The following is a 24,484-nucleotide window of genomic DNA, read 5'->3' as shown; positions in this document are numbered from 1 at the left end:
GCGGTTCGAGCGCGGCGTTCTATGTGTCCGCTTGTGTCTCCTGGCGGCGGCGTTATAGCACGCGCCCTCCTGGCACAGCCTGTCGAAACACCCCGGGAACGGGTGGCGGCGCAACTGCGGCTGGCAGAATTGCTCACCATGCCACGCCCCGTCGAAGCCCTGATCCACACCGAGGCACTGGCGCACAACCTGCGCCGTGCACGCACGGCGGCACCCGACGCCAAGGTCTGGGCCGTCGTCAAGGCCAATGCCTACGGCCACGGCATCGAGCGCGCGTTCGCCGGGCTGAAGGGTGCCGACGGCTTCGCGCTGCTCGACCTGAACGAAGCCGAACGCGTGCGTGCGCTCGGCTGGCGCGGCCCGATCCTGCTGCTCGAAGGCTGCTTCGAAGCGCGCGACCTCGAAGCCTGCTCGCGCCTGAACCTGTGGCACACCGTGCACCACGAAGCGCAGATCGACATGCTGGCCGCGCACAAGACGCACACGCCGCACCAGGTGTACCTGAAGATGAACAGCGGCATGAACCGGCTCGGGTTCCGGCCGGCGGCCTACCAGCATGCCTGGCGCCGCTTGAGCGGCCTGACGCAGGTCGAGAGCATCGTGCTGATGACGCACCTGTCCGACGCCGACGGCGCGCGCGGCATCGCGCACCAGCTCGCCGTGTTCGAGTCCACGACCCAAGGCCTGCCCGGCGAACGCACACTCGCCAACAGCGCCGCCACGCTGCGCTTCGCGGCGCAGCAAGACACGGTGCGCGCCGACTGGGTGCGCCCCGGCATCATGGTCTACGGTTCTTCGCCCGATTACCCGGAGCGTGGCATCGGCGACTGGGGCCTGCAGCCCACGATGAGCCTGCGCGCGCAGATCATCGCGGTGCAGGACTTGAAGGCCGGCGAACAGGTCGGCTATGGCAGCCGCTTCACCGCCGAACGCGACATGCGGCTCGGCGTCGTTGCCTGCGGCTATGCCGACGCTTACCCACGCGTCGTGCCCGACGGCACGCCGGTGCTCGTGAACGAGGTGCGCACGCGGCTCGTCGGTCGCGTGTCGATGGACATGATCACGGTTGATTTGACGCCGGTGCCCGAAGCCGGCGTGGGCAGCGTGGCCACGCTGTGGGGCGCGAGCCCGGGCGGCGCGGTCTTGCCCATCGACGAGATCGCGCTCGCCGCCGGCACGGTGGGCTACGAGCTGATGTGCGCGCTGGCGCCGCGGGTGCCAACACGCGCGGTCTGAGCTTTCGATGAGCCTGCGCGACCTCAATTCGCGCACCCGCAGCCGCCTGCGCTTCCACGGCTGGGTGCTGACGCTCTGGTGCCTGGCGCTGGGCATGCTGGCGAGTTGGCTGCTGCTGCACGTGCTGGGCTTGCGTTCGCCGGCGGCGCGGTATGCCAGCAGTGCCGTGGTGATGTATTCGCTCGGCCTCGTCGTCGGCACGCGTTACTGGCTCAGCCACTTCAGCGAATCGGTGCGCGAAGAAGCCGGCGCCCTCGGCGCCGCCGATGCCACCGAGCGGGCTCGGTTTGATGCCGAGCAGATGAGCCATAAGCCACTCGAAGGCAGCAGGAAGGCTTTCGACTGGAGCGACTTGCTTGGCGGCTTGGCCGACCTGTGCAGCTTCGAAGAGCTGTCGATCGTGCTGCTGATTCCAGCGCTGGTGCTGGCGGCGTTCGGCCTGCTGATGCTGACCGGCACCCTGCCGATGCTGCTGGTCGATGGCCTGGCCGCCCTGCTCGCCGAAATGGCGGTGCAGTTCGTGTTCGGCGCGCTGCTGGTGCGCGGCGTGATGCGCCCGCAGCACCATGACGCCGCGTTCATGCACATCGTCGGCAAGACCTGGGCGGTGGGTGTGCTGCTGGTGGTGGTGAGCGCGGCAGCCGGCTGGGGTTTGACCCAACTGGCTCCCGGCGCGGCTTCGATCGGCGACCTGTTCCGCGGCGCGCGGCCGTAGCAGCGCGCCGTGCCGAGTGCCATGCCGACCGTTGCGGAAAACGAAGTCGAGTTCAGCGCGATCCGCGCGCAGGGCGCGGGTGGGCAGAACGTCAACAAGGTGTCGAGCGCCGTTCACCTGCGCTTCGACATTCGCGCCTCTTCCCTGCCTGAGCCGATCAAACAGCGCCTGCTGGCGATGAGCGACCAGCGCATCACCGCCGACGGCGTGGTCGTGATCAAGGCGCAGACCAGCCGCAGCCAGGACATGAACCGTGCCGATGCACTGCAACGCTTGCAGACGCTGGTCGACAGCGTGGCGGTGCCGCCGAAAACTCGCCGCGCCACAAAGCCGACCTACGGTTCGAAGCAGCGTCGCCTCGAAGGCAAGAGCCAGCGTTCGGCCGTGAAGGCCGGGCGCGGCAAGGTCGGCAGCGAGTGAAGGCGCGTGACGATCAGGCGCGCTTGAACATCGCCAGCAGAAAACCGGCCGCCACGAACAGGCTGCCGAACGTGCGGTTCAGCGTCCGAATCTGGCGCGGCGACTTCAGCAAGCGCAGCAGCCGCGCGGCGAGCGCCGTGTAACCCGCCATCACGATCAGGTCGGTGAAAGCCAGCGTGGCCGCGATCACCCCGTACTGCGGCGCGAGCGCTCGAGACAGGTCGAGGAACTGCGGCACCACGGCGAGCAGGAACACCGTGCCCTTCGGGTTGGCGGCATTGATCATCCAGCCACGCAGGATCAGCGCGCGTGGCGACACGGCCGACGCTTCCGCGCTTTCGCTCACCATCGGCACGGCCGGGGCGCGCCACTGCTTGATGCCCAGCCACACGAGGTAGGCCACGCCCAGCCACTTGACGAGCGCGAAGCCGAAGCTCGACGCCGCGATCAGCGCACCCAGCCCCAGGCCGACCACCAGCACCTGCGTCCAGATGCCCAGCACCAGCCCGAAGCTCATCACGTAGCCGCGCCCGAAGCCGTGGTTCAGGCCGGCGCTCATCGCGGCCACGGCACCGGCGCCGGGCGACAGGCTGATGGCCCAGGCGGCGGCAAAAAAGGCGAACCAGGTCGAGAGTTCCATGGGCGTCATGCGCTGTGTGCGGGGCGGCGATTATCGGCCACGTGCTTGCCGCGACAATCGGCCATGGCCAAAGACAAGTCGATCTACACCTGCACCGAATGTGGTGGCACTTCGCCCAAGTGGCTGGGCAAGTGCCCGAACTGCGAGGCCTGGAACACGCTGGTCGAGTCGGTGGCCGAGGGCGCGCCGAAGAACCGCTACGCCACCGGCGCGCGCGGGCTGGTGGCGAGCCAACCGGTCGCCACGCTGTCGGAGATCGAAGCCAGCGATGTCGACCGCCAGCCCACCGGCATCGACGAGCTCGACCGCGTGCTCGGTGGTGGCATCGTGGCCGGCGGCGTGGTGCTGATCGGCGGCGACCCGGGCATCGGCAAGTCGACACTGCTGCTGCAGGCGCTCGATTCGCTTTCGCGCAACATGAAGACGCTGTACGTCACCGGCGAAGAGAGCGGCGCGCAGGTGGCCTTGCGCTCGCGCCGGCTCGGCCTGGGGGCATCGCAGGTGCGGGTGCTGGCAGAAATTCAGCTGGAGAAGATCAGCGCCACGCTCGAAGCCGAGCAGCCTTCGGTCTGCGTGATCGATTCGATCCAGACGATGTACAGCGATCAACTCTCGTCGGCGCCCGGCTCGGTGGCGCAGGTGCGCGAGTGCGCGGCGCAGCTGACACGGCTGGCGAAGAGCAGCGGCATCACGATCGTGCTGGTCGGCCATGTCACGAAAGAAGGCGCGCTCGCTGGCCCGCGCGTGCTCGAGCACATCGTCGACACGGTGTTGTACTTCGAGGGCGACACGCATTCGAGCTTTCGCCTCGTGCGCGCCATCAAGAACCGCTTCGGCGCGGTCAACGAGATCGGCGTGTTCGCGATGACCGAGAAGGGGCTGAAGGGCGTGTCGAACCCGAGCGCGATCTTCCTGTCCACACACGGCGAGCCGGTGGCCGGGGCGTGTGTGCTGGTCACGCTCGAAGGCACACGCCCGCTGCTCGTCGAGGTGCAGGCGCTGGTCGATTCCGGCGGGCCGAGCCCGCGCCGCCTGAGCGTGGGCATCGAGCGCGACCGCCTGGCCATGATGCTGGCGGTGTTGCACCGCCACGCCGGCATCGCCTCGAACGACCAGGACGTGTTCGTCAACGCCGTGGGCGGTGTGCGCATCAGCGAGCCGGCGGCCGACCTGGCCGTGATGCTCGCGATCCAGAGCAGCCTGCGCGGCAAGCCGCTGCCGCGCGGCTTCATCGCCTTCGGTGAAGTGGGGCTCGCCGGCGAAGTGCGGCCGGCACCGCGCGGCCAGGAACGTTTGAAAGAGGCCGCCAAGCTCGGCTTTTCGGTCGCCGTGGTGCCCAAGGCCAATGCGCCCAAGAAGCCGATCGAAGGGCTGACCATCCACGCCGTGGAACGCATCGAACAAGCCATCGATCTGGCAAGGAGCCTGTAGAAGAATGAATCCGATTCTGGGATGGGGAATGGCCGCGGCAGCCGTCGTGGCTGGTTGGTTGGGTTACGGCTGGCCGGGCGTGGCGCTGGCCGTGAGCGTGATCGCGTTCTGGTTGCTGATGCAGTTCAACCGCTCGCTGCGCGTGCTGCGCAATGCCGGCAGCGCGCCGGTGGGCCACATCGACAGCGCGGTGATGCTGAACGCGAAGCTGCAAGCCGGCATGCCGATGATCAAGGTGGTGGCACTCACGAAGAGCCTGGGCCGGCGCGTGTCGGAAGAGCCCGAGCGCTGGGCCTGGGCCGACGCGGGCGGCTCCGAGGTGGTGCTCAGTTTCGACAAGGGCCTCTGCAGAAGCTGGGTGCTGAATCGGCCGGCCACGGCCTCCCCAGAGTGATGCTGTTCATCGACGCCGAGACCACGCGCCGCCACCTCGGCGCGGCCCCGCTGATCGAGGCGTTGCGGCAGATGTTCATCACCGGCTGCGAAGTGCCGCTGCGGCACACGCACACGGTCGGCGAAGGCACTTTGCTGCTGATGCCGGCCTGGCGCGGCGGGCAGCGGCTCGGCATCAAGACGGTGACGATCTTCCCCGGCAACACGGCCCACGGCCAGCCCGGCCTGCACTCGACTTACCTGCTGTTCGACGCGGCCACCGGTGTGCCGCTGGCGCAGCTCGACGGCGACCAGATCACCTCGCGCCGCACGGCGGCTGCGGCGGCGCTGGCCGCTTCGTTTCTGGCGCGTGCCGATGCGCGCCGCTTGTTGATCGTCGGCACGGGCCGGGTCGCTTCGTTGCTGGCCGAGGCGATGAATGTGGTGCGCCCGCTCACCGAGGTGGTGGTCTGGAACCACCGCGCGGCGTCGGCCGAGGCGCTGGCGGGTCGGCTGCGTGAACAAGGTTTCAACGCCCGCGCCAGCACCGACCTGGCTGCGGCCGTGGCCGCGGCCGACATCGTCAGCTGCGCCACGCTCTCGACCAACGCCTTGATCCGCGGCGAGTGGCTGCAGCCCGGCACGCACCTCGACCTGATCGGCAGCTTCACGCCGGCCATGTGCGAGGCCGACGCGGCGTGTTTCGGGCGCAGCCGCGTGTATGTGGACACGCCCGAAGCGCTCGCGAAGTCGGGCGACGTGCTGCGCGCCGTCGACGCCGGTGCTTTCAAGCCCGACCAGCTCGCCGGCACGCTGGCCGAGCTCTGCCGGGGCAGCCGGCCGGGCCGTGACAGCCCAACGCAGATCACGCTGTTCAAAGCCGTCGGCAGCGCGCTCGAAGACCTGGCCGCGGCCGAGCTCGTGTGGGGCGGCGTGCAGGCCGACTCGGTATCCTTGGCGCCTGCCCCTCACAGCGACCCCAACTCATGACTGACACCCCGCGCGAGATCCTTCTGTACTGGGAAGACTTTCCCGCCGGCAACGTGCGCGAGTTCGGCAACATGCCGGTCACCCGCGAAGCCGTGCTGGCCTTCGCGCAGCAGTTCGACACCCAACCTTTCCACATGGACGACGCGGCCGCCGAAGCCTCGCACTTCGGCCGGCTCGCGGCGAGCGGCTGGCACACCTGCTCGATGGCGATGCGCATGTTGTGCGACGACTATCTTCTGGTGTCGAGCAGCATGGGTTCGCCTGGCATCGACAACCTGCGCTGGATCAAACCCGTGTACCCCGGCGACACGCTGCGCGTGCGGCTCACCGTGCTCGCGTCGCGGCCGATGGCAAGCCGTGCCACGGTCGGGCTCACGCAGTTCGGCTGGGAAGTGCTGAACCAGGACGGGGTCGTTGTCTTGACGATGCAAGGCTGGAACATGTTCGGCCGCCGCGAGGCCGCCGCGGCCTGACACCGCCATGAGCGCCGGCAACGACGACAGCGAGCGCACCGTCACCGGCCCCGTGGCGCGCGATGGCGCGGCGTCGGATTTCGCGCAGAGTTCGTCGATGTCGGTGCACACGCTGCCCGAAGGCACGCGCATCCGCGACTACAAGATCACCGGGCTGATCGGTGAAGGCGGCTTCGGCATCGTCTACCTCGCCTACGACGTGTCTTTGCAGCGCCGCGTGGCGATCAAGGAATACCTGCCGTCTTCGATGGCTTCGCGCGCGAACGCCTCGATGGCGGTGGTGGTGAAGTCGGCGCGCCACCAGGAAACGTTTGCGCTCGGCCTGAAGAGCTTTCTGAACGAAGCGCGGCTGCTCGCGCGCTTCGACCACCCGTCGCTGGTGAAGGTCTACCGTTTCTGGGAAGAGAACAACACCGCCTACATGGTGATGCCTTTCTATGAAGGGCCGACGCTGAAGAAGGTGCTCGCCGATCTGGGCCACGCGCCCGACGAGGCAGCCCTGCGCACCTGGCTGCGCCCGCTGCTCGACGCGCTCGCGGTGATGCACGAGGCGCATTGTTTTCACCGCGACATCGCGCCCGACAACATTCTGCTCACCGCCAGCGGCCCGCTGCTGCTCGACTTCGGCGCGGCACGCCGCGTGATCGGCGACATGACGCACGCGCTCACGGTGGTGCTCAAGCCCGGCTTCGCACCGATCGAGCAGTACGGCGAAAGCTCGGCCATGACCCAGGGCGCGTGGACCGACCTGTACGCGCTGGCCAGCGTGGTCTATGCGGCCGTGACCGGGCACGCGCCGGTGTCGTCGGTCGAGCGGCTGATGGACGACCGGCTGCGGCCCTTGTCGGAACTGGCGGCCGGGCGCTACAGCGAGCCTTTCCTGACCGCCATCGACGCGGCACTGGCCTTGCGCCCGGCCGACCGGCCGCAGACCGTGGCCGCGTTCCGCGCCCTGCTCGACGGGCGCGAGGCGCAGCTGGAGCCTTCGGTCGGCTTCGCGTCGACCTTCGCGGCGTCGCTCGACTCGGCCTTGCCCGAAGCCACGCTGCCGCCAGGGCGCGTGACGGCGCCCGACATCTCGCTGGACAGCGTGCCACCGGCGCCCGCTTCAGCCGGGCAAGGCGCGGCACGGCCGGGCCGCGGGCGTGGGCTTGCGCTGCTCGGTGCGGCCGCGCTGCTCGTGCTGGCGGGCGCGGGCTACTACTTCGGCGGCGCGCGTGAGGCCGGGCCGGTGGCCCAACCTGCGGTGGAAGCCGCGGCACCCACCGCTTCGGTCTCCGCCGCTTCAGCGCCTGCGGCAACGGCGCTCACACCCACGGCGGTGCCGGCGCCGATCGTCGCCGCGCCCGCACCCGCGCCGGTGGTCGAAACCCCGGCGCCGCCGTCGCAGGCGTCCCCGGCATCGACCAGCGCCGCGCCCGCCGTGAGCGCCGCGCCGAGCAAACCGAAGCGCGAAACGCGCGTCGTGGAACCCCGCGTCGTCGAGCCGCGCCCGGCCGCCGCCGAGCCCGCGCCGAAACCAGCCCCCACGAACGCAGCGGTCAACAAGGCGAGGTGCAGTGATATTCTGCAAAAGGCCTCTCTGGAGCCGCTCACGGCCAGCGAGGCCGAGTACCTGAAGAAGGAATGCCGATGATGCTCACCTCCTTGCTGCGCCATCGCGGCGTGTCCGCTCTGCTGGCTGCCGGCTGTGCCCTGTTGATCGCCGGCTGCGCCGCACCGCAAGCCACCTCGTCGAGCACTGAGCTGCCGTTCGAAGAGGCCGTCGCACAAGCCACCGACGGGCTCGTGTCGCAAACCCAGAAGTTGCCCGCGTTCCTGGCCAAGGTCGAAGCCAGGATCGCCAAACGCGGCGTCGTGCTCGACCCGATGCTCGACGCCAGCAGCGGCCAGCAGACCAACGCCACGCAGTTGCTCGAAAAGCGCGTCACCGAGCGCATGGGCTCGAAGTTCGATTCGATCGAGATCCTGCCGTTCCAGAGCGCCAACCTCGGCAAGGCGCAATACCTGCTTACCGGCACGATGACACGCGTGCAGGCCGGCAAGGGCAAAGGCCCGCTGCAGATCAACCTCGCGCTCACCGAACTGAAGAGTGGCAACGTGGTCGCGCAAGCGTCGGCACTGGCGCGCGACGAAGGCCTGAACCACACGCCGCTGCCTTATTACCAGGACAGCCCGGTGCTCGTGAAAGACCAGGTGATCGACGGTTACGTGAAGACCTCGGCCACGCCGCCCGGGCAGCGCGCCGACGCTTACTACATCGAGCGGGTGGCCGTGGCCACCGTCATCAGCGACGCGACCGCGCTCTACAACGCCGAGAAGTACCAGGAAGCACTGGCCCAGTACCGCGCTGCCGGCGGCGCGCCGGGTGGCGAACAGCTGCGCGTGCTCAACGGCATCTACCTCGCCAACACCAAGCTCGGCCGCACCGCAGAAGCAGAACTCGCGTTCGGCAAGGTCGTGGCCTACGGCATCAGCTACAACCAGCTCGGTGTGAAGTTCCTGTTCAACCCGGGCAGCACGGTGTTCTGGTCCGACCCCAAGGTGAGCGGCCCCTACACGATGTGGCTGCGCCAGATCGCCAAGGAAGGCACGGCCGCGAAAGCCTGCATGAACATCGTCGGCCACACCAGCCGCACAGGTTCGGAAGCGACCAACGACACGCTCTCGATGCAACGCGCCAGCTACATCCGCCAGCGCCTGAGCGCCGAAGCCGCGCCGCTGGGCGAGCGCGCCAAACCGAGCGGCATGGGCTTTCGCGAGAACATCGTCGGCAGCGGTACCGACAACTCGGTCGACGCGCTCGACCGCCGGGTCGAATTCAAGATCGTGCCCTGCGGCTGAGCAGGCGCTCAAACCACCCGGGCCCGCCTTCGCCGCGGGCCTTTTTCATGGGCGCTCGCCGATCGCTCAGCGCAGGCGTTAAGGGTTTGTACGTGTGTACAACAATGTTGTACAAGCGTGCAATGCCGACATGGGTTCCACCGCCGTCGCCGCCAAACCGGCTCGCAGCCACCGCATGGCCGAGCCGCGTGCCGACCGCAAGGCCGCGATCCTGCTGGCCGCTGAAAAGCTCTTTGCCCAGCGCGGCTACCACGCCGTCACGATCCGCCAGATTGCCGACGCGGCCGCGGTGCCGCTCGCGCTGGTGGGTTATTACTACGGCCAGAAACACGAGCTGTTCCACGCCATCTTCGCGCACTGGAACCGCACGATCGAAGAGCGGCTCGATCGTTTGCGCAGCGTGGCCGCCGACGCACCCGCCGACGATGCGCTGCGACTCATCATCGAAGCCTTCACCGGCCCGGTGTTGCGCTTGCGATCGAGCAGCGAAGGCGAGTACTACGCACTGCTGGTGGCGCGCGAGCTGTACCACGCGCTCGAAGAAACCGACCGTGTGCTGCGTGCCTACTTCGACCCGATGGCGCACGCGTTCATCGACGCCCTGCACCAGCGCCTGCCGCACGCCAGCCGCGCGCAGGTGGCCTGGGCCTACCAGTTCTCGCTCGGCGCGCTGCTGCACCACCTGAGCGACGAGCGCATCGTGCGTCTGTCCAAAGGCGCGTGCGACCCGCGCGACCCGGCGGGCGGGCAGATGCTCGTGAACTTCATCGTCGGCGGCATCCGCGCCGCGCTGCCTGCACCCGCGCCCACAACCACACCCAAGACCAGAAGGAGACAAGGAACATGAAACGCCGCACCCTCGTGACCGGCCTGGCCGCTGCCGCCGCCGGCACCTTCACCCTGCCCGCCTGGAGCCAGGCCACGACGAAGATCGTCTTCGGCTACACCGCCGTCAGCGATTTCGCGTCGGTCTTCGTGGCGGCCGAGCAAGGCTACTTCGCCAAACGAAAGCTCGACGTCGAGCTGAAGTTCATCCCGCTCAATTCGACCATTCCGGCCGCGCTGCAGTCCGACTCGCTGCAGATCGGCGGCCCCACGCCTTCGGTCTTCCTGCAGGCGGTCGACGGCGGGCTCGACCTCGTGGTGCTGGCCGGTGGCGGGGTCACGTCGAAAACGATGACCGGCTTCGGGCTCGTGGCGCGCGCCGGCGCCGGCATCCGCACGGCGCAAGACTGCGTGGGCAAGAAGATCGGCGTGCCGGGCCTCGGCGCCTTCTTGCACGTGACCTTCCGCGCCTGGCTCAAGCAGAGCGGCGTCGACTACAAGAAGGTGACCTTCATCGAGGCTTCGTTCCCGCAGCATGCCGATCTGCTGCGCGGCGGCTCGATCGACGCCGTGGTCACCGCAGACCCGTTCATGAGCCGCATCACCGAGAGTGGTGCGGGTTATGTGGCCTCGTACTACTCGACCTTCCTCAGCGAGGGCAACCACACGATCGTGCACGCGGCCAAGCGCGAATGGGCGCAGAAGAACCCGGCAGCGGCCAAGGCCTTCCGCGAATCGGTGCAGGAGGCCGCGGCCTTCATGCAGCAGCCGAAGAACAGCGATGCCGTGCGCGCCGCGATCGGCAAGTACATCAAGCTGCCGCCCGAGGTGATCGCGAAGATGCAGATCTCGCCACCCGGCCCGCTGGTGAACGAAAAGCAGCTCAGCTACTGGGTCACGATGATGAAGGACCAGGAGATGCTCAAGAGCGAACTCAAGGTCGCGCAGCTGCTGAACCCGTGAGCCTTCCTTTCCTCAGCTTCGACCGCGTCACCATCCACCTGGGTGGCCGCGAAATCCTCTCGCCGACGTCGTTCGAGGTGGCGCGCGGCGAATTCGTCTGCATCGTCGGCCCGAGCGGCTGCGGCAAGACGACGCTGCTGCGCGCCGCCAGCGGGCTGGTGGCCGCCAGTGGTGGTGAAGTGCGCCGCAACGGCGCGCTGGTGACGCAGCCTTCGCGTGAAGTCGCTTTCGTGTTCCAGGACTACGGCCGCGCGTTGTTGCCGTGGCGCACGGTCGAAGGCAACGTGAGCCTGGCGCTCGAGGCCGCGGCCATCGCGGCCGACCAGCGCCCGCCCCGCATCGCCGACGTGTTGGGCAAGGTCGGCCTCGCGAAACACGCCCACAAGTTCCCGGTGCAACTCTCGGGCGGCATGCAACAGCGTGCGCAGATCGCGCGCTGCCTCGCACAGAAGCCCGAGCTGTTGATGATGGACGAGCCCTTCGGCGCCCTGGACGCGCTGACGCGCCAGAGCCTGCAGGACGAAGTGGCGCGCCTGGTGCGCGACGACGGCCTGACGGTGCTCTTCGTCACCCACGACCTCGACGAAGCGATCTACCTCGGCGACCGCGTGATCGCGCTGCAGGCCAACCCCGGGCCGGGCCGACCGAGCCTGGCGAAGATGATCGACGTGAAGATCCCGCGGCCTCGCGACCAGCTTGCTACCCGCGAGCATCCCGAATTCCTGAACCTGCGGCGCGAGCTGTTCGCTTTCATCGAGCAGGGGCATGACTAAGCTGATCTCGCTGCTGCGCCCATGGTGCTTCCCGCTCGCTGCGCTGGCGCTGTTCGAGCTCTACGTGCGCACGGCTGCAGCGGGCAGCGATTCGATCGCGCCGCCGAGCGCTGCGCTGCTCGCGTTCGGCAAGGCGGCCGCAGACGGCTCGCTGCTGCAGGCCACCACCTTCACGCTGGTGTCGGCAGCGGTCGGGCTGCTGGTCGGCGGCTCGCTCGGCGTGTTGCTCGGCATCGCGCTCGGTCTGTCGAAACGGGCCGCGCAGATGAGCTCGCTGTCGATCGAGATGCTGCGGCCGGTGCCTTCGGTCGCGCTCATTCCGCTGGCGATGCTGGTGTTCGGCTTCGGCTACCGCATGGAGTTTTCGGTGGTCGCATTCGCCTCGTTCTGGCCGATGCTGGTGCTCACGCAGGCCGCGGTCGCACAGGTCGAGCCACGCCTGCTCGAAGTGAGCCACGTGCTCGGCCTGAGCGCCACGCAACGCTGCTTCAAGATCGTGCTGCCGGCCATCGTGCCGCGCCTGTTCGTGGCTTTGCGGCTCGGTGTCGCGGTCGCGCTGGTGGTGGCCGTCACCGTCGAGATCGCAGCCAACCCGAACGGCATGGGCTACGCGATGATGATCGCGCAGCAAAGCCTCGACCCGGCGCTGATGCTCGCGTGGCTGGGCTGGATCGGCGTGGTCGGCTTCGTCATCAACGCGGCGGCCGTGTGGCTGCAGCGGCGCGTGGCGCTGCGCATGGGTGTTCAGCCATGAACACCAACCGTTCGTCGACATGGTTCGGCTCTTTGGCCGTGCTGCTGTCGTTGATCGCACTGTGGTGGGCCGCCAGCCACGCCGGCTGGATCAGCCGCGTGTTCCTGCCCACGCCGGAAGCCACGCTCGCGAGCCTGCGCGAAGGCTTGATGGGCGGTGAACTCGCCGCGTTCACCCTCGCCACGGTGCAACGCATGTTCCAGGGCTGGCTGCTCGCGTCGTTGATCGGCATCGCGCTCGGTGCGTTGATCGGCATCTCACCCGCGGCGCGCGCCTGGCTGCAACCCACGCTCGAATTCGTGCGCCCGCTGCCGGCCTCGGCCCTGTTGCCGCTGGCGATCTCGCTGTTCGGCCTGAACCCGGCGATGGTGCTCTTCGTCGTGGCCTTCGGCGCGATGTGGCCGGTGCTGCTGGCCACGGTGCACGGTTTCGCGAACGTCGAACCGCGCCTGCTCGAAGTGGCACGCTGCCTGCAACTCGGGCGGGCCGCGTTCGTGTGGAAGGTGGGCTTGCCGAACGCCTTGCCCGACATCCTGGCCGGCATGCGGCTGTCGCTCACGGTGTCGCTGATCGTCGCCGTGGTGGGCGAGATGATCGCGTCGCAGGCGGGCCTGGGCCAGGCGATTCTTCTGGCGGCGCGCGCGTTCCGCGCCAGCGAGCTCTTCGCCGGCATCGTGCTGCTCGGCCTGATCGGATACGTGAGCAATGCCTTGCTGAGCTTCGGCGAACGCAGGCTGTTGAAATGGCAAACGCCCTGAACGGGCCTGAAAGGAACAAGATGCCCCGCACCTTCGTCGACCTGTCGATCTATCTCGAGAACGACGTGCTCTCCGACCCGCCGGCCTTCGCGCCCAAGATCGAGTACTTCACGCACGACAACACCTATGCGCAGATCGAGCCCTTCTTCCCCGGGCTGAAGAAAGAAGACCTGCCCGACGGCGAAGGCTGGGCCGTCGAGCTGGTGCACTTGTCCACGCACAACGGCACGCACCTCGACGCGCCGTATCACTTTCATTCCACGATGAACAAGGCGCTCGGTGAGAAAGAGCGTGCGATCGCGATCCACGAGGTGCCGCTGGAATGGTGCTTCCAGCCTGGTGTGAAGCTCGACTTCAGGCATTTCGCCGACGGTTATGTGGTGACTGCGGCCGACGTCGAAGCCGAGCTCGCGCGCATCGGCCACACGATCACGCCGCTCGAGATCGTGGTCGTCAACACCCGCGCCGGCTCGCGCTACGGTTCGCCCGACTACGTGTCGTCGGGCTGCGGCATGGGTTACGAAGCGACCATGTACCTGCTCGAACGCGGCGTGCGCCTCACCGGCACCGACGCCTGGAGCTGGGACGCACCCTTCGTGCACACCGCGAAGAAGTACGGCGAGAGCCACGACGCGTCGCTGATCTGGGAAGGCCACAAGGCCGGGCGCGACATCGGCTACTGCCACCTCGAGAAACTGCACAACCTCGAAGCGCTGCCGCCGAGCGGCTTCTACATCTCGTGCTTCCCGCACAAGATCCGCGGCGCTTCGGCGGGCTGGACGCGCGCCGTGGCGATCTTCGACGACAAGCTGATGGCGGCCTGACCATGGAACTCAACCACACGCACGACGCCCGTCGCAGCAGCTGGCTCGCTTCGGCCAACGTGGCCGGCAACGACTTCCCGATCCAGAACCTGCCCTTCTCGGTGTTTCGCCGCCAGGGCACGAGCGAAGCTTTTCGCGGCGGCGTGGCGATCGGCGATCAGGTGATCGACCTGGCCGCGGTGACTCGCGCCGCGTGCCTGCAAGGCCCGGCGGCACAAGCCGCAGCGGCGTGCGCCCAGCCGGCGCTGAACGACTTCTTCGCGCTCGGCCCTGCGGCCTGGAGCGCACTGCGCCACGGCTTGTTCGCGCTGCTGGAAAGCTCGGCCACCGGCGCGCACGTCGACGCCTTGCGCGCCTGCCTCGTGCCGCAAGCCGATGTGCAATACAGCGTGCCGGCGCGCATCGGCGACTACACCGACTTCTACACCTCGGTGCACCACGCCGCCAACATCGGCAAGCTGTTCCGCGGCGGCGACGACGTGCTCACGCCGAACTTCCGCTGGATCCCGATCGGCTACCACGGGCGCGTGTCGAGCATCGGCGTCAGTGGCCAGACCTTCCGCCGGCCGATGGGTCAGGCCCTGCCGCTGAACGGCACCACCCCCGTCTACGGCCCCTGCGCGCGGCTCGACTACGAGCTCGAACTCGGCATCTTCATCGGCCAGGGCAACGCGGCCGGCGAACAGATCGCGCTCGATGCGACGGTGAACCACGTCTTCGGCATCTGCCTGCTCAACGACTGGTCGGCACGCGACATCCAGGCCTGGGAGTACCAGCCGCTCGGGCCGTTTCTGGCGAAGAACTTCGCGACCACGATCTCACCCTGGATCGTGACGATGGAAGCGCTGGCGCCGTACCGGCAAGCCTGGGACCGCCCGGCGAACGAACCGCAGCCGCTGGCCTATCTCGACTCGGCCGCCACGCGTGCCGAAGGCGCGCTCGACATCCAGCTCGAAGTCTGGCTCGAGAGCGCCACGCGCCGCGCCGCCGGCATCGGTGCCACACGCCTCACGCACACGAGCTTCAAGCACCAGTACTGGACGGTCTCGCAGATGGTGGCGCACCACACGGTCGGCGGCTGCAACCTGCAGCCGGGCGACCTGCTCGGCAGCGGCACCATCTCGGGCCCCACGCTCGACCAGGCCGGCGCGATGATCGAACTCACCGCCTCGGGCCGCAACCCGCTGACGCTCGACGCCGGCCATGGCGCGACCGAGCAGCGCGGCTTTCTGCAAGACGGTGACGCGGTGATCCTGAAAGGCTGGTGCGAAAAGCCCGGCCACGCCCGCATCGGTTTCGGCGAGAACCGCGGCACGGTGTTGCCCGCGCTCGGCAGCTGATCAGGCCGCGACGCTGCTTTCGCTGCGCTGCTTCAGCAGCGTTTCCAGGCAGTGCTCGCGCACGCCGTAGTACGACTTGATCTCCTCGACCTGGCGCCAGGCCTCGCCGGCGTTGCCGGCCGCCTGGCGCTTCACTGCCAAGATCATCTTGTTCTTGTTGGTGTGTTCCAGCGCGATGAACTCGAACACCTGCGTGTCGTAGCCGCAGGCGTCGAGCATCAGAGCGCGCAGGCCATCGGTCAACATCTCGGCTTCCTGGGCCTGGTGGATGCCGTGTTTCAGGATCGGCCGCAGCGGGTGCGGGCTCAGCAGCTGCGGGCGCAGCTCCTTGTGGCAGCACGGCGAGCACATGATGATCGAGGCACCGGCGCGGATGCCGGTGTGGATCGCGTGGTCGGTGGCGGTGTCGCAGGCGTGCAGCGCGATCATGATGTCGGCCGGTTCGGGCGCGCGACTGCGCACGTCGCCCTGTTCGAAGCGCAGGCCGTCGAGCCCCAGGCGCTGCGCGGCGCCGCTGCACAAGGCCACCATGTCGTCGCGCAACTCCACGCCGGTCACACGCGCCGGCAGGCCGAGCGAGTGGCGCAGGTAGTCGTGCATGGCGAAGGTGAGGTAGCCCTTGCCGCTGCCGAAGTCGAGCACCTCGAGGCGCGCGGCGCGCTTCAAAGCCGACGATTCCAGCGCGTTGTCGAGCACCTCGATGAACTTGTTGATCTGCTTCCACTTGCGCGCCATCGCCGGCACGAGCTGGTGCTGCGTGTTGGTCACGCCCAGCTCAGTGAGGAAGGCGCGGTCGAGGTCGAGAAAGCGGTGCTTTTGGCGGTCGTGGGCGGCGGGCGCGACGCTCGCGCTCGACTTGCCGCGCATCAGCGTCTGGCGACCCTTCTTGCTGACCATCAACTGCACTTCTTCGGTGGTGGTGAACAGGTGGGCGTGGCTGAACGTGGTGTCGAGCAGCTCGCGCAGCTGGCGCACGGCGTCGGGCGCGGGCAGGTTCTTCGTGATGTCGCGGGTCTTGTGCGTGAACACGAACGACACGACCGCTTCACCCTTCAGCAGCACCGGCCGCGCCGACACGCGCACCAGGTCGCCGGCGGCAGCGCGCGGTTTGCCGAGCACGAGCTTGACGAACGCCCCCGCGGCGATCGCCTGTTCGAACAGCGCGGCCAGGGCGGTGGTGGGTTCTTCGGTCATGGCCTGCTAGTGTAGGCACCCATGGCCACGCGCAAGACCACGCCCCGATCGCACCACTACAGCGTCTACGTGATCGAGCTGTCGGACCGGGTCTGGAACGTGGCGCGGTTTCGCGAGGCGAACCCCGGCTACCAGCTCGGCAAACCTTTTGTCTACGTCGGCATGACCGGGCTCGACCCCGACCTGCGTTTCGACCGCCACATGGCCGGCGTCCAGTCGAACCGCTTCGTGCGCGAGTACGGCGTGCGCCTGCTGCCGCAGCTGTACGAGGTCTACAACCCCATGCCTTACCGCGGCGCCTGCGAGATGGAAGTCGAGCTCGGCATCGCATTGCGCGAACGCGGTTTCGGGGTCTGGCAGGCTTGAGCGATCATCGCTGAATGGAGCACGCGAACTTCGCCCTGTTCGACACCGCGGTCGGCCCGTGCGGGCTGGTGTGGGGCGCGCGCGGCCTGGCCGGTGTGCTGCTGCCCGAGGCCAACGCCGCCGCCACCCGGGCGCGTGCACGCCAACGCTACGGCGGCGCAACCGAAGCCGATGCGCCGCCCGAGATCCGAAAGGTGATGCGGCGCATCGTCGGCTTGTTGAGCGGCGAGGCTGATGCGCTGCAAGACATCGCGCTCGACACCTCGGCGCTGCCACCTTTCAATCTGCGCGTCTACGAACTCGCGCGAGGCATCCTGCCCGGCCAGACCCTCACTTACGGCGAAGTCGCGGCCCGGCTCGGTGACCCGCTGCTGGCGCGTGCGGTCGGCCAGGCGCTCGGCGCCAACCCGTTCCCGATCATCGTGCCGTGCCACCGTGTGCTGGCCGCGGGCAACAAGTCGGGCGGCTTTTCGGCGCCAGGCGGTGCGCGAACCAAGCTGCGCCTGCTGGAAATCGAAGGCGCGCCGCTGGGTGCGGGGCCGGGCCTGTTCGACAGCGTGTGAGGCTCAGGCCGCGAGCGCGGCGCTCTGCCGTTCGCTCGCGCCGAACGCACGCACCAGTTGCGCGAGGTCGAGCTTGTCGCCCAGCACCTGGGCCATCTTCGGCGTGCACAAGGCGGCCACGCGCGAGAAGCTGAACCAGCCGAAGCCGTCCATCTCGGGCAGCTGCTTGCCCGAATAACGCTCGGAGAAGTGGCTTTCGCAGCGCAGGGTGGCGATGTCGAACCGCGCCGTGCGCGTGGCGAAGAGATGCAGGTCTTTCTTGTTGGTGTACGCGAAGCGGCCCAAGTCGATCAGCTCGGCAGCGGCCAGGCGCAGCCCGGTTTCTTCACGCGTTTCGCGCAGGGCGGCCTGCAGCGGGTTTTCGCCGTCGTCGATGCCCCCTTTGGGCAAGTCCCAGTGGTTCTGGCCGGTGACGTGGCACAACAGCAGCTCGTGGTCGTCGTTGACGATCACGACACCACAACTCAGGCGCTTGGGGGCGAAGAACTCCATGGACAACATCTTTGGCGGGTCAAACAGGCAGATACGCAGGATCTGCGCCCGAGTCTGACACCGCCACGCGGAGGTGGTTCGCGCAAAAGCGGGGCAAATTTCTCGCTGATCGTATTTGGCTGGCACGGCGCAGGTGAGCGCATGCCTTCAGCCACCGCCGCGGGTGGCCTTGGCGGCAGGCTTTGTCGCGGCAGGCGCGGCGACACGGATCCGACGGATCGACTCGAAGCCGCGCAACAAAGGCTCGGTGGGCGCCTTCGCCGCGCGCGCCGCGGCGCCACGCAGCGCTGCGCCCGCCACGAAGCCCGTGGCCAGAACCTCCAGCGCCCGCGCGTGGTACTTCTGCCGGTCGGCCAAGCCGTTCGTGCCGCCGTTGATGCGGCGGGTGATCTTGAGAAAGTCGCCTGCGTCGGCGAGTTCGTTCAGGCCGTTCGACTTCCAGTACAAGCCCGCCGTGGCGAAAGCGATCGCGGGTGTGGCCGCGAGCTCGGGCTGGGCCGCCAGGTCGACGCCGAGCAGCGCGCCGTACTTCGTGTAGTTGAAGCGGCCGGTGATCTGGATCGGACCTCGCCCCTTGAAGCGCTTGCCATCGCCTGCTTGCGTATTGCCCAGGCGCGCGGCCAGCGTGCCGGGCGGTTCATATCGGCGCTGCGCGTCGGTCGGGCCCCAGATCTCTTCCATCCACCGGAACTCGCCCGATTCGTGCGCCAGCTGCGCGATGAACGCGGCCGTGCGTGCCATCGTGTCGACACCATAGGCCTGCATCGCGCGGTTCAGGTGCGGCAGCAAGAGTTGCAGCTTCGCCGCCGCGAGCCGGGGCATGATCTGCTGAAGCTGGGTGTCGGTGAGCATGGTCGTCTCCTGCGGCGGCGCGCCGGCCGGGGCACGGCGATCTGACCACAAGCCTTGCCGCGCTCGTATCCCTAGAGGCGGCGCACCGGCCCCGCCTGTTGTGGGCCGCGCGCGCGGCGGATAGACTGAATTCAGACCATCAGAAAGCCGAGGGGGCTCGCATGTTCAAGACCATCGCCATCGTTGTCGTCGTGTTGATCGCCGGCGTGCTTGCGTTCGCAGCAACGCGGCCCGACGCCTTTCGCGTCGAACGCTCGGTGACGATCAAGGCACCGCCCGAGAAGATCTACCCGTACATCGACGACTTCAACCGATGGTCGGTCTGGTCACCGTGGGAGAAGCTCGACCCCGCGATGAAGCGCACGTTCAGCGGCGCGCCGGCCGGGAAGGGCGCGGTCTATGCCTGGCAGGGCAACGGCAAGGTCGGCGAAGGCCGCATGGAGATCCTGGAGTCGTCGCCTTCGAGCAAGCTGCTGATCAAGCTCGATTTCATCAAGCCTTTCGAAGGCCACAACACCGCCGAGTACACGCTCGTTCCTGCAGGCGATTCGACCCGGGTCACCTGGGCGATGTACGGCCCCGCGCCCTACATCAGCAAGCTGATGGGCGTGTTCGTCAGCATGGACAGCATGATCGGCAAGGACTTCGAGGCCGGGCTCGCGAACCTGAAAGCGGCGGCCGAGAAGTGAGGCGGCGGGCCGTTGATCGGCATCGACAAGCGGCTCGCTGCGATGCCTTGAATGCATTGCATCGACGGGGTCGATGACACGTGCGGGTTAGTGCGGTGAGGTGGTGCAAAGCGAGAGACCAACCAGCGTTTTGCTGAGCGCAGCGGTGATGGATTTCCCTCGCCGTCGTTGACGCTGGCGATGGCCGCCGCCGACACTCGATCGATGGAACTGCGCCACCTTCGCTACCTTGTCGCTCTGGCCGAATGCCTCAACTTCACGCGCGCGGCCGAGCGGATGCACGTGACTCAGTCGACGCTCTCGCACCAGATCCGCAAGCTCGAAGACGAGATCGGTCGCGTGTTGATCGACCGCAACCCGACCGGCTTGTCGATGACCGAGGACGGCGAAACCTTTCTCGAATACGCCATCAACGCACTGCGTGAAGTCGACCGCGGTGTGGGAGCGCTGCGACAGGGCGGCGGCGCCATCGACGACGAATTGCGCATCGGCGCAACCAACACGTTCAACTTCGGCTTCATTCCGAAATGCGTGGCCACGTTCCTGGAACGGCACCCCGATGCCCGGGTCGTGGTCGAGGAGCTGTCGGCCGACGAGATCAGGCGCAAGGTCGGCTCCGGCGAACTTCACCTTGGCATCGCGTACCGGCCCGGAGAGCCCAGCGAGCTGGTGTTCGAGCCGCTGCACAACGAAGAAATGGTGCTGGTGGTCGGCCGCGACCATCCGTTCGTGCGCCGCAAGCGGGTGCGCCTGGTCGAGCTGCATCGGCAACGCCTCGTCTTGCTGCCGAAGTCTTTCGCGACGCGCATCATGTTGCAAGAGTGCCTGTTGGCCGCCGGCGCCGAGCCGATCGTGTGTGTCGAGATGAACACCATCGCGCCCATGCTCGAACTCGTTGCGGCCACGCGCATCGGCGCCATCGTCGCTGCGCATGCCGTTCGCGGCCACCCTGATTTGCGCTGCGTGCCCATCGAAAGCCCCACGCCGATCCGCGTGCCAGGGATTCTTCGACGACGCGAAGAAAGGCAGTTGCCGCCCGTGCGCGCCTTCTCTTCGATCGTGCGCAAACTCGCGCGCAGCCGTGAGCACATCGGAGGCAAGCGATAAGGCTGCGGTGCCCTGCAGATGGGCCTGCTCGCGCGTCAGGGTAAGAACCTACATCGACGCGATCGATGGCGCCCATGGAGATTCATCATTTCAGCGCAGGCACACAAACTCTTATTCTGAAGTCGCTGAACAAGCGATGACACGCACCCGATGCGTGCCGTCCCACACGACATCAGGAGACAAACTTGGACAAGAAAACACTGAAGCCAGCGGACATGTCGCGCCGTGGCATGTTGAAGGTCGGCACCCTCTCGGGTGTCGCGGCATTCGCAGCGGGCTGCGGCGCCGGCGCCTCGGGGCCCGCCAACGGTGACTGCACCACGCCGCCGGCGGCCGTCACCGACAACGCAGCCGACTTCGTCCTGGTGAACGGGCGCATTCACACGATGGACGACGCAGGCACGATCGCCACGGCCGTGGCGATCAAGAACGGCAAGTTCAGCGCGGTGGGTGCCAGCGCGCGCGCAGACAACCCGCGCGCGAAAGTGATCGACCTCGGTGGGCGCACCGTGATCCCGGGTGTGATCGAGGCGCACGACCACATCGTGAGTCTGGCGAACCGCCCCGGTTACCACACGCCGATCGAAAGCGCCGCATCGATCGCCGAGCTGCAAGCCATCTTCGCGGCCCGCCGGCCATTCGTGCCCGAAGGTCAGTTCATGACGGCGATGGGTGGCTGGAACCCGGTGCAGTTTGCCGACGTGCGCCGCAACCCGACACGTGCCGAGCTCGACGCCGCGGTCTCCGATCGGCCGGTGATGATCTTCCGCCAGTTCACCGGGCCGGTCATCGTCAACAGCATGGCCAAGGCCTTCTTCGAGAGCGTGACATCACCGCTCGCCGGGCCGGTGGTCGTTTCCGACGACGGGCTGATCGCTGCCGGCCTGCCTTCGACCACGGCGCTCTACCACCTGCGTGTGCGCCAGACCTTCGAAGACAAGAAGCGCAGCACGATCGATGCGATGGCTTTCTCGGCCGCCGTGGGCGTGACCGCGCACCTCGACGAGACCCTGTTCCCGACGCCAGGCCCGCTCGCGCCGACACAATCGCTCTCGAATCTCGACCAGTACCGCATGTACGACTCGTGGTTGGCGCTGCATCGCGAAGGGCGCGCCTTCGTTCGTTTGCAGATGAACTTTCTGCAGAACCAGAACGACCCGGCGTTGCCTGAACTGAAAGAGCGCCTGCGCAACCAGTTCCAGTTCTTCGGCGACCCGATGATGATGACCGGCTCCATCGGCGAGTGGGCGGCACCCATCGGTTCAGGCGCGGTGTGGCAAGAAGCGCAACGCCTGGTGGCCCAGGCCCAGTGGCGAAACGAGAACGCCGTGTCGTCGCTGGCGCAACTGCAGCAGGTCGTCGAAGCCTACGAGGCCGTCGACGCCGAGTTCGGCATTCGCGACCTTCGCTGGATGGTGCACCATGTGCCCTTCGTGAGCGCCGACCTGCTCACGCGGCTGAAGAACATGTCGTGCGGTGTACAGATCGGCGCGTTCCGCTGGACCGGGTCGGGGCCGAACGACACGGCCGTCGGGCCGCTGTTCAGGACGATCCTCGATCACGGCATTCAGACCGGCATTCACGGCGACGGCGTCCACATCGCCCCACTCAACCCCTTCACGCACATCTACTACGCGGTCACGGGTCTGAACTCGTATGGTGTGCAGGTCAATCCCGGGCAGCACCTGACGCGCCAGGAAGCCCTGCGGCTCTTCACCCGCGGCAACAGTTGGTTCCTTCGCCTGGAAGACAAGATCGGGTCGATCGAAAGCGGCAAGCTCGCCGACCTGCTGGTGCTCGATCGTGACTATTTCAGCGTGCCGGACGAAGAGATCAAGAAGGTGCGCCCCGTGTTGACGGTGGTGAACGGCGTGGTCGCGCACGACACCGGCGTGCTGGGCGCCCACGGCGCGCCGCAACGCGACTACACGGGGCAGGACGATCGCCGCGGGCGTTGGGACAGGCCGTGATACGCGGGGTCACCGACGCAGAGGCCTGAGCGGCTCACTCAAACGTCGATGTTCCCCGCCCGCAGCGCGTTCGTCTCGATGAAGTTGCGGCGGGGTTCGACCTCGTCGCCCATCAGCATCGTGAACACACGGTCGGCTTCGAGCGCGTCGTCGATCTGCACGCGCAGCAGGCGCCGCACGGCTGGGTCCATCGTGGTCTCCCAGAGCTGCGACGGGTTCATCTCGCCCAGACCCTTGTAGCGCTGGCGGCCGACCGCGCCTTCGGCCTGCTGCAGCAGCCAGCTCATCGCTTCGCGGAAGTCGCCGACCCGGGCCTCTTTCTGGCGTTCGCCTTCGCCGCGGCGCACCACCGCATCGGCGCTCACCAGCCCGCGGAAGGTCTGGCCAGCCTGGCTCAGCGCTTCGTAGTCGGCGCCGTGCACGAAGTCGGCGCTGATCACGCTGCTCTTCACGTTGCCGTGGTGCATGCGGCTGACGCGCAGGATGTGCTTGTCCATGCGCGCATCGAATTCGGCGCTGACTTCGGCATCGTGCAGCGCGGCTTTCAGGGCCACGGCCGAGGCTTCGGCCGCTTCGAGCGTGTCGATGTCGAGTGCCAGGCCATTGGCCATCGCGCGCAGCGCTTCCACGTCCATCCAGTTCGACAGGCGCTCGACCACGTTCTTGGCCAGCACGTACTGGCGCGCCAGCGCTTCGAGCGTGTCGCCTTGCAACACGGCCGCGCCGGGCACGCCGGTGTCGAGCTTGGCGTCCTTGAGCGCCACCTTGAGCAGGTAGGCGTCGAGCTCGTGACCGTCTTTCAGGTACTGCTCGTCCTTGCCGAGCTTGACCTTGTAGAGCGGCGGCTGCGCGATGTAGACGTGGCCACGCTCGACCAGCTCGGGCATCTGCCGGAACAGGAACGTGAGCAGCAAGGTGCGGATGTGCGCGCCGTCCACATCGGCATCGGTCATGATGATGATGCGGTGGTAGCGCAGCTTGTCGGGGTTGAAGTCGTCGCCACCCATGCCCTTGCCGATGCCGGTGCCCAGGGCGGTGATCAGCGTCAGGATTTCATTGCTGGTCAGCAGCTTTTCATAGCGTGCCTTCTCGACGTTCAGGATCTTGCCGCGCAAGGGCAGGATCGCCTGGAACTTGCGGTCGCGGCCCTGCTTCGCGCTGCCACCGGCCGAGTCGCCCTCGACGATGTAGATCTCGCACAGCGCCGGGTCTTTTTCCTGGCAATCGGCCAGTTTGCCGGGCAGGCCCATGCCGTCGAGCACGCCTTTGCGGCGAGTCATCTCGCGGGCCTTGCGCGCAGCTTCGCGGCCGCGCGCGGCGTCGATGATCTTGCCGCAGATCAGCTTGGCGTCGGCGGGGTTCTCTTGCAGGTAATCGGTCAGCGCCTTGCTGACCGAGTCTTCGACCGGGCCGCGCACTTCGCTGCTGACGAGCTTGTCTTTTGTCTGGCTGCTGAACTTCGGCTCGGGCACCTTCACGCTGAGCACGCAGCACAGGCCTTCGCGCATGTCGTCGCCCGTGACTTCGACCTTGGCCTTCTTGGCCAGTTCGTTGTCGTCGATGTACTTGTTGATGACCCGCGTCATCGCGGCGCGCAGGCCGGTCAGGTGGGTGCCGCCGTCACGCTGCGGAATGTTGTTGGTGAAGCACAGCACGTTCTCGCTGTAGCCGTCGTTCCATTGCATCGCCACGTCGGTGGTGATGGTCGTGCCCTGTTCGCTCTGCTTCTCGCCCGACGCGCCGAACACGGTCGGGTGCAGCACCTTCTTGCCGGTGTTGATGAATTCGACGAAACCGCGCACGCCACCCGCATAGGCAAACGTGTCTTCCTTGTTGTTGCGCTCGTCGACGAGGCGGATCTTCACGCCGTTGTTCAGGAAGCTCAGCTCGCGC

Annotated in this window: 26 protein-coding genes; 21 read left to right on the top strand and 5 right to left on the bottom strand. The window is 67.6% G+C overall.

The features are described 5' to 3' along the window. Positions 1-138: 138 nt before the first annotated feature. Genes alr through arfB form a run of 3 tightly spaced genes read left to right on the top strand, consistent with a single transcriptional unit; the run spans position 139 to position 2,371 of the window. The gene (gene alr, locus AC30PD_RS18175) at positions 139-1,236 is read left to right on the top strand and encodes an alanine racemase (RefSeq protein WP_489537084.1); all 1,098 of its coding nucleotides are present in this window, start codon (positions 139-141) and stop codon (positions 1,234-1,236) included. A 7-nt stretch (positions 1,237-1,243) separates the two neighbouring features. Further along, positions 1,244-1,951 carry a hypothetical protein gene (locus AC30PD_RS18170; RefSeq protein WP_489537083.1) on the top strand — a complete coding sequence of 236 codons (708 nt, stop codon included), beginning with the start codon at positions 1,244-1,246 and terminating at the stop codon, positions 1,949-1,951. A gap of 21 nt (positions 1,952-1,972) precedes the next feature. Beyond that, positions 1,973-2,371: an alternative ribosome rescue aminoacyl-tRNA hydrolase ArfB gene (arfB, locus tag AC30PD_RS18165; protein WP_489537082.1), complete on the top strand. Its 399-nt coding sequence runs from the start codon at positions 1,973-1,975 to the stop codon at positions 2,369-2,371. Between the two features lie 13 nt (positions 2,372-2,384). Here arfB and AC30PD_RS18160 read toward each other — a convergent pair whose 3' ends face one another. Then, positions 2,385-3,011, bottom strand: coding sequence for a LysE family transporter (locus AC30PD_RS18160; RefSeq protein ID WP_489537081.1), 627 nt, complete (start codon positions 3,009-3,011; stop codon positions 2,385-2,387). A 63-nt stretch (positions 3,012-3,074) separates the two neighbouring features. On the opposite strand from AC30PD_RS18160, the gene radA reads away from it, so the two are divergent. The 13 genes from radA to fahA all read left to right on the top strand — a co-directional run bounded on the left by radA (position 3,075) and on the right by fahA (position 15,358). Continuing rightward, complete coding sequence (radA, locus tag AC30PD_RS18155; protein WP_489537080.1) at positions 3,075-4,442, top strand: DNA repair protein RadA; 1,368 nt, start codon at positions 3,075-3,077, stop codon at positions 4,440-4,442. 4 nt (positions 4,443-4,446) lie between these two features. Further along, positions 4,447-4,836 carry a hypothetical protein gene (locus tag AC30PD_RS18150; RefSeq protein ID WP_489537079.1) on the top strand — a complete coding sequence of 130 codons (390 nt, stop codon included), beginning with the start codon at positions 4,447-4,449 and terminating at the stop codon, positions 4,834-4,836. Then, positions 4,836-5,804, top strand: a complete 969-nt coding sequence (gene lhpI / locus AC30PD_RS18145) for a bifunctional Delta(1)-pyrroline-2-carboxylate/Delta(1)-piperideine-2-carboxylate reductase (protein ID WP_489537078.1) — start codon at positions 4,836-4,838, stop codon at positions 5,802-5,804. Before AC30PD_RS18150 ends, lhpI begins: the two co-directional genes overlap by 1 nt. After that, positions 5,801-6,277, top strand: coding sequence for a MaoC family dehydratase (locus AC30PD_RS18140; RefSeq protein WP_489537077.1), 477 nt, complete (start codon positions 5,801-5,803; stop codon positions 6,275-6,277). The genes lhpI and AC30PD_RS18140 overlap by 4 nt, the downstream gene beginning before the upstream one ends. A 7-nt stretch (positions 6,278-6,284) precedes the next feature. Further along, positions 6,285-7,913, top strand: a complete 1,629-nt coding sequence (locus AC30PD_RS18135; RefSeq protein WP_489537076.1) for a serine/threonine protein kinase — start codon at positions 6,285-6,287, stop codon at positions 7,911-7,913. Continuing rightward, on the top strand, positions 7,910-9,121 hold the full coding sequence (locus tag AC30PD_RS18130) for an OmpA family protein (RefSeq protein ID WP_489537075.1): 1,212 nt from the start codon (positions 7,910-7,912) through the stop codon (positions 9,119-9,121). The genes AC30PD_RS18135 and AC30PD_RS18130 overlap by 4 nt, the downstream gene beginning before the upstream one ends. Before the next feature lie 130 nt (positions 9,122-9,251). Further along, positions 9,252-9,968 (top strand): TetR/AcrR family transcriptional regulator, encoded by a 717-nt coding sequence (locus AC30PD_RS18125; protein WP_489537074.1) that lies wholly within the window; start codon positions 9,252-9,254, stop codon positions 9,966-9,968. Then, a complete protein-coding gene (locus AC30PD_RS18120) occupies positions 9,965-10,909 on the top strand; it encodes an ABC transporter substrate-binding protein (protein WP_489537073.1) in 945 nt (314 codons plus the stop codon). The genes AC30PD_RS18125 and AC30PD_RS18120 overlap by 4 nt, the downstream gene beginning before the upstream one ends. Then, on the top strand, positions 10,906-11,682 hold the full coding sequence (locus AC30PD_RS18115; protein WP_489537072.1) for an ABC transporter ATP-binding protein: 777 nt from the start codon (positions 10,906-10,908) through the stop codon (positions 11,680-11,682). Before AC30PD_RS18120 ends, AC30PD_RS18115 begins: the two co-directional genes overlap by 4 nt. Further along, positions 11,675-12,436 carry an ABC transporter permease gene (locus AC30PD_RS18110; protein ID WP_489537071.1) on the top strand — a complete coding sequence of 254 codons (762 nt, stop codon included), beginning with the start codon at positions 11,675-11,677 and terminating at the stop codon, positions 12,434-12,436. The genes AC30PD_RS18115 and AC30PD_RS18110 overlap by 8 nt, the downstream gene beginning before the upstream one ends. Beyond that, a complete protein-coding gene (locus AC30PD_RS18105) occupies positions 12,433-13,194 on the top strand; it encodes an ABC transporter permease (protein ID WP_489537070.1) in 762 nt (253 codons plus the stop codon). Before AC30PD_RS18110 ends, AC30PD_RS18105 begins: the two co-directional genes overlap by 4 nt. 20 nt (positions 13,195-13,214) lie before the next feature. Further along, positions 13,215-14,018: a cyclase family protein gene (locus tag AC30PD_RS18100; RefSeq protein WP_489537069.1), complete on the top strand. Its 804-nt coding sequence runs from the start codon at positions 13,215-13,217 to the stop codon at positions 14,016-14,018. A 2-nt stretch (positions 14,019-14,020) separates the two neighbouring features. Continuing rightward, complete coding sequence (fahA, locus tag AC30PD_RS18095; protein ID WP_489537068.1) at positions 14,021-15,358, top strand: fumarylacetoacetase; 1,338 nt, start codon at positions 14,021-14,023, stop codon at positions 15,356-15,358. On the opposite strand, the gene AC30PD_RS18090 is transcribed toward fahA, so the two are convergent. Next, on the bottom strand, positions 15,359-16,552 hold the full coding sequence (locus AC30PD_RS18090; protein WP_489537067.1) for a class I SAM-dependent methyltransferase: 1,194 nt from the start codon (positions 16,550-16,552) through the stop codon (positions 15,359-15,361). Between the two features lie 21 nt (positions 16,553-16,573). Here AC30PD_RS18090 and AC30PD_RS18085 point away from each other — a divergent pair, with 21 nt between their 5' ends. Next, positions 16,574-16,918 (top strand): hypothetical protein, encoded by a 345-nt coding sequence (locus AC30PD_RS18085; RefSeq protein ID WP_489537066.1) that lies wholly within the window; start codon positions 16,574-16,576, stop codon positions 16,916-16,918. A gap of 14 nt (positions 16,919-16,932) precedes the next feature. Next, positions 16,933-17,481 (top strand): methylated-DNA--[protein]-cysteine S-methyltransferase, encoded by a 549-nt coding sequence (locus tag AC30PD_RS18080; RefSeq protein ID WP_489537065.1) that lies wholly within the window; start codon positions 16,933-16,935, stop codon positions 17,479-17,481. Positions 17,482-17,484: 3 nt separating this feature from the next. Here the strand turns inward: AC30PD_RS18080 and AC30PD_RS18075 are convergent, their stop codons facing one another. Beyond that, positions 17,485-17,973, bottom strand: a complete 489-nt coding sequence (locus AC30PD_RS18075) for an NUDIX hydrolase (RefSeq protein ID WP_489537064.1) — start codon at positions 17,971-17,973, stop codon at positions 17,485-17,487. Between the two features lie 147 nt (positions 17,974-18,120). Continuing rightward, positions 18,121-18,825: a glycoside hydrolase family 19 protein gene (locus AC30PD_RS18070; protein ID WP_489537063.1), complete on the bottom strand. Its 705-nt coding sequence runs from the start codon at positions 18,823-18,825 to the stop codon at positions 18,121-18,123. Between the two features lie 161 nt (positions 18,826-18,986). Between AC30PD_RS18070 and AC30PD_RS18065 the strand changes: the two genes are divergently transcribed. The 3 genes from AC30PD_RS18065 (at position 18,987) to AC30PD_RS18055 (ending at position 22,591) form a co-directional block, all read left to right on the top strand. Next, on the top strand, positions 18,987-19,514 hold the full coding sequence (locus AC30PD_RS18065; protein ID WP_489537062.1) for an SRPBCC family protein: 528 nt from the start codon (positions 18,987-18,989) through the stop codon (positions 19,512-19,514). 204 nt (positions 19,515-19,718) lie between these two features. Beyond that, a complete protein-coding gene (locus AC30PD_RS18060; RefSeq protein WP_489537061.1) occupies positions 19,719-20,621 on the top strand; it encodes a LysR substrate-binding domain-containing protein in 903 nt (300 codons plus the stop codon). 185 nt (positions 20,622-20,806) lie between these two features. Continuing rightward, the gene (locus tag AC30PD_RS18055) at positions 20,807-22,591 is read left to right on the top strand and encodes an amidohydrolase (protein WP_489537060.1); all 1,785 of its coding nucleotides are present in this window, start codon (positions 20,807-20,809) and stop codon (positions 22,589-22,591) included. A 38-nt stretch (positions 22,592-22,629) separates the two neighbouring features. On the opposite strand, the gene AC30PD_RS18050 is transcribed toward AC30PD_RS18055, so the two are convergent. Beyond that, positions 22,630-24,484, bottom strand: a 1,855-nt coding sequence (locus AC30PD_RS18050) for a DNA gyrase subunit B (protein ID WP_489537059.1), incomplete at its 5' end; no start/stop codon positions are given.

Source organism: Rhizobacter sp., assembly GCF_032229685.1.
In the GTDB taxonomy this organism is placed as follows: domain Bacteria; phylum Pseudomonadota; class Gammaproteobacteria; order Burkholderiales; family Burkholderiaceae_C; genus LMDS01.
This window is presented reverse-complemented; position numbering and strand designations above follow the sequence as displayed.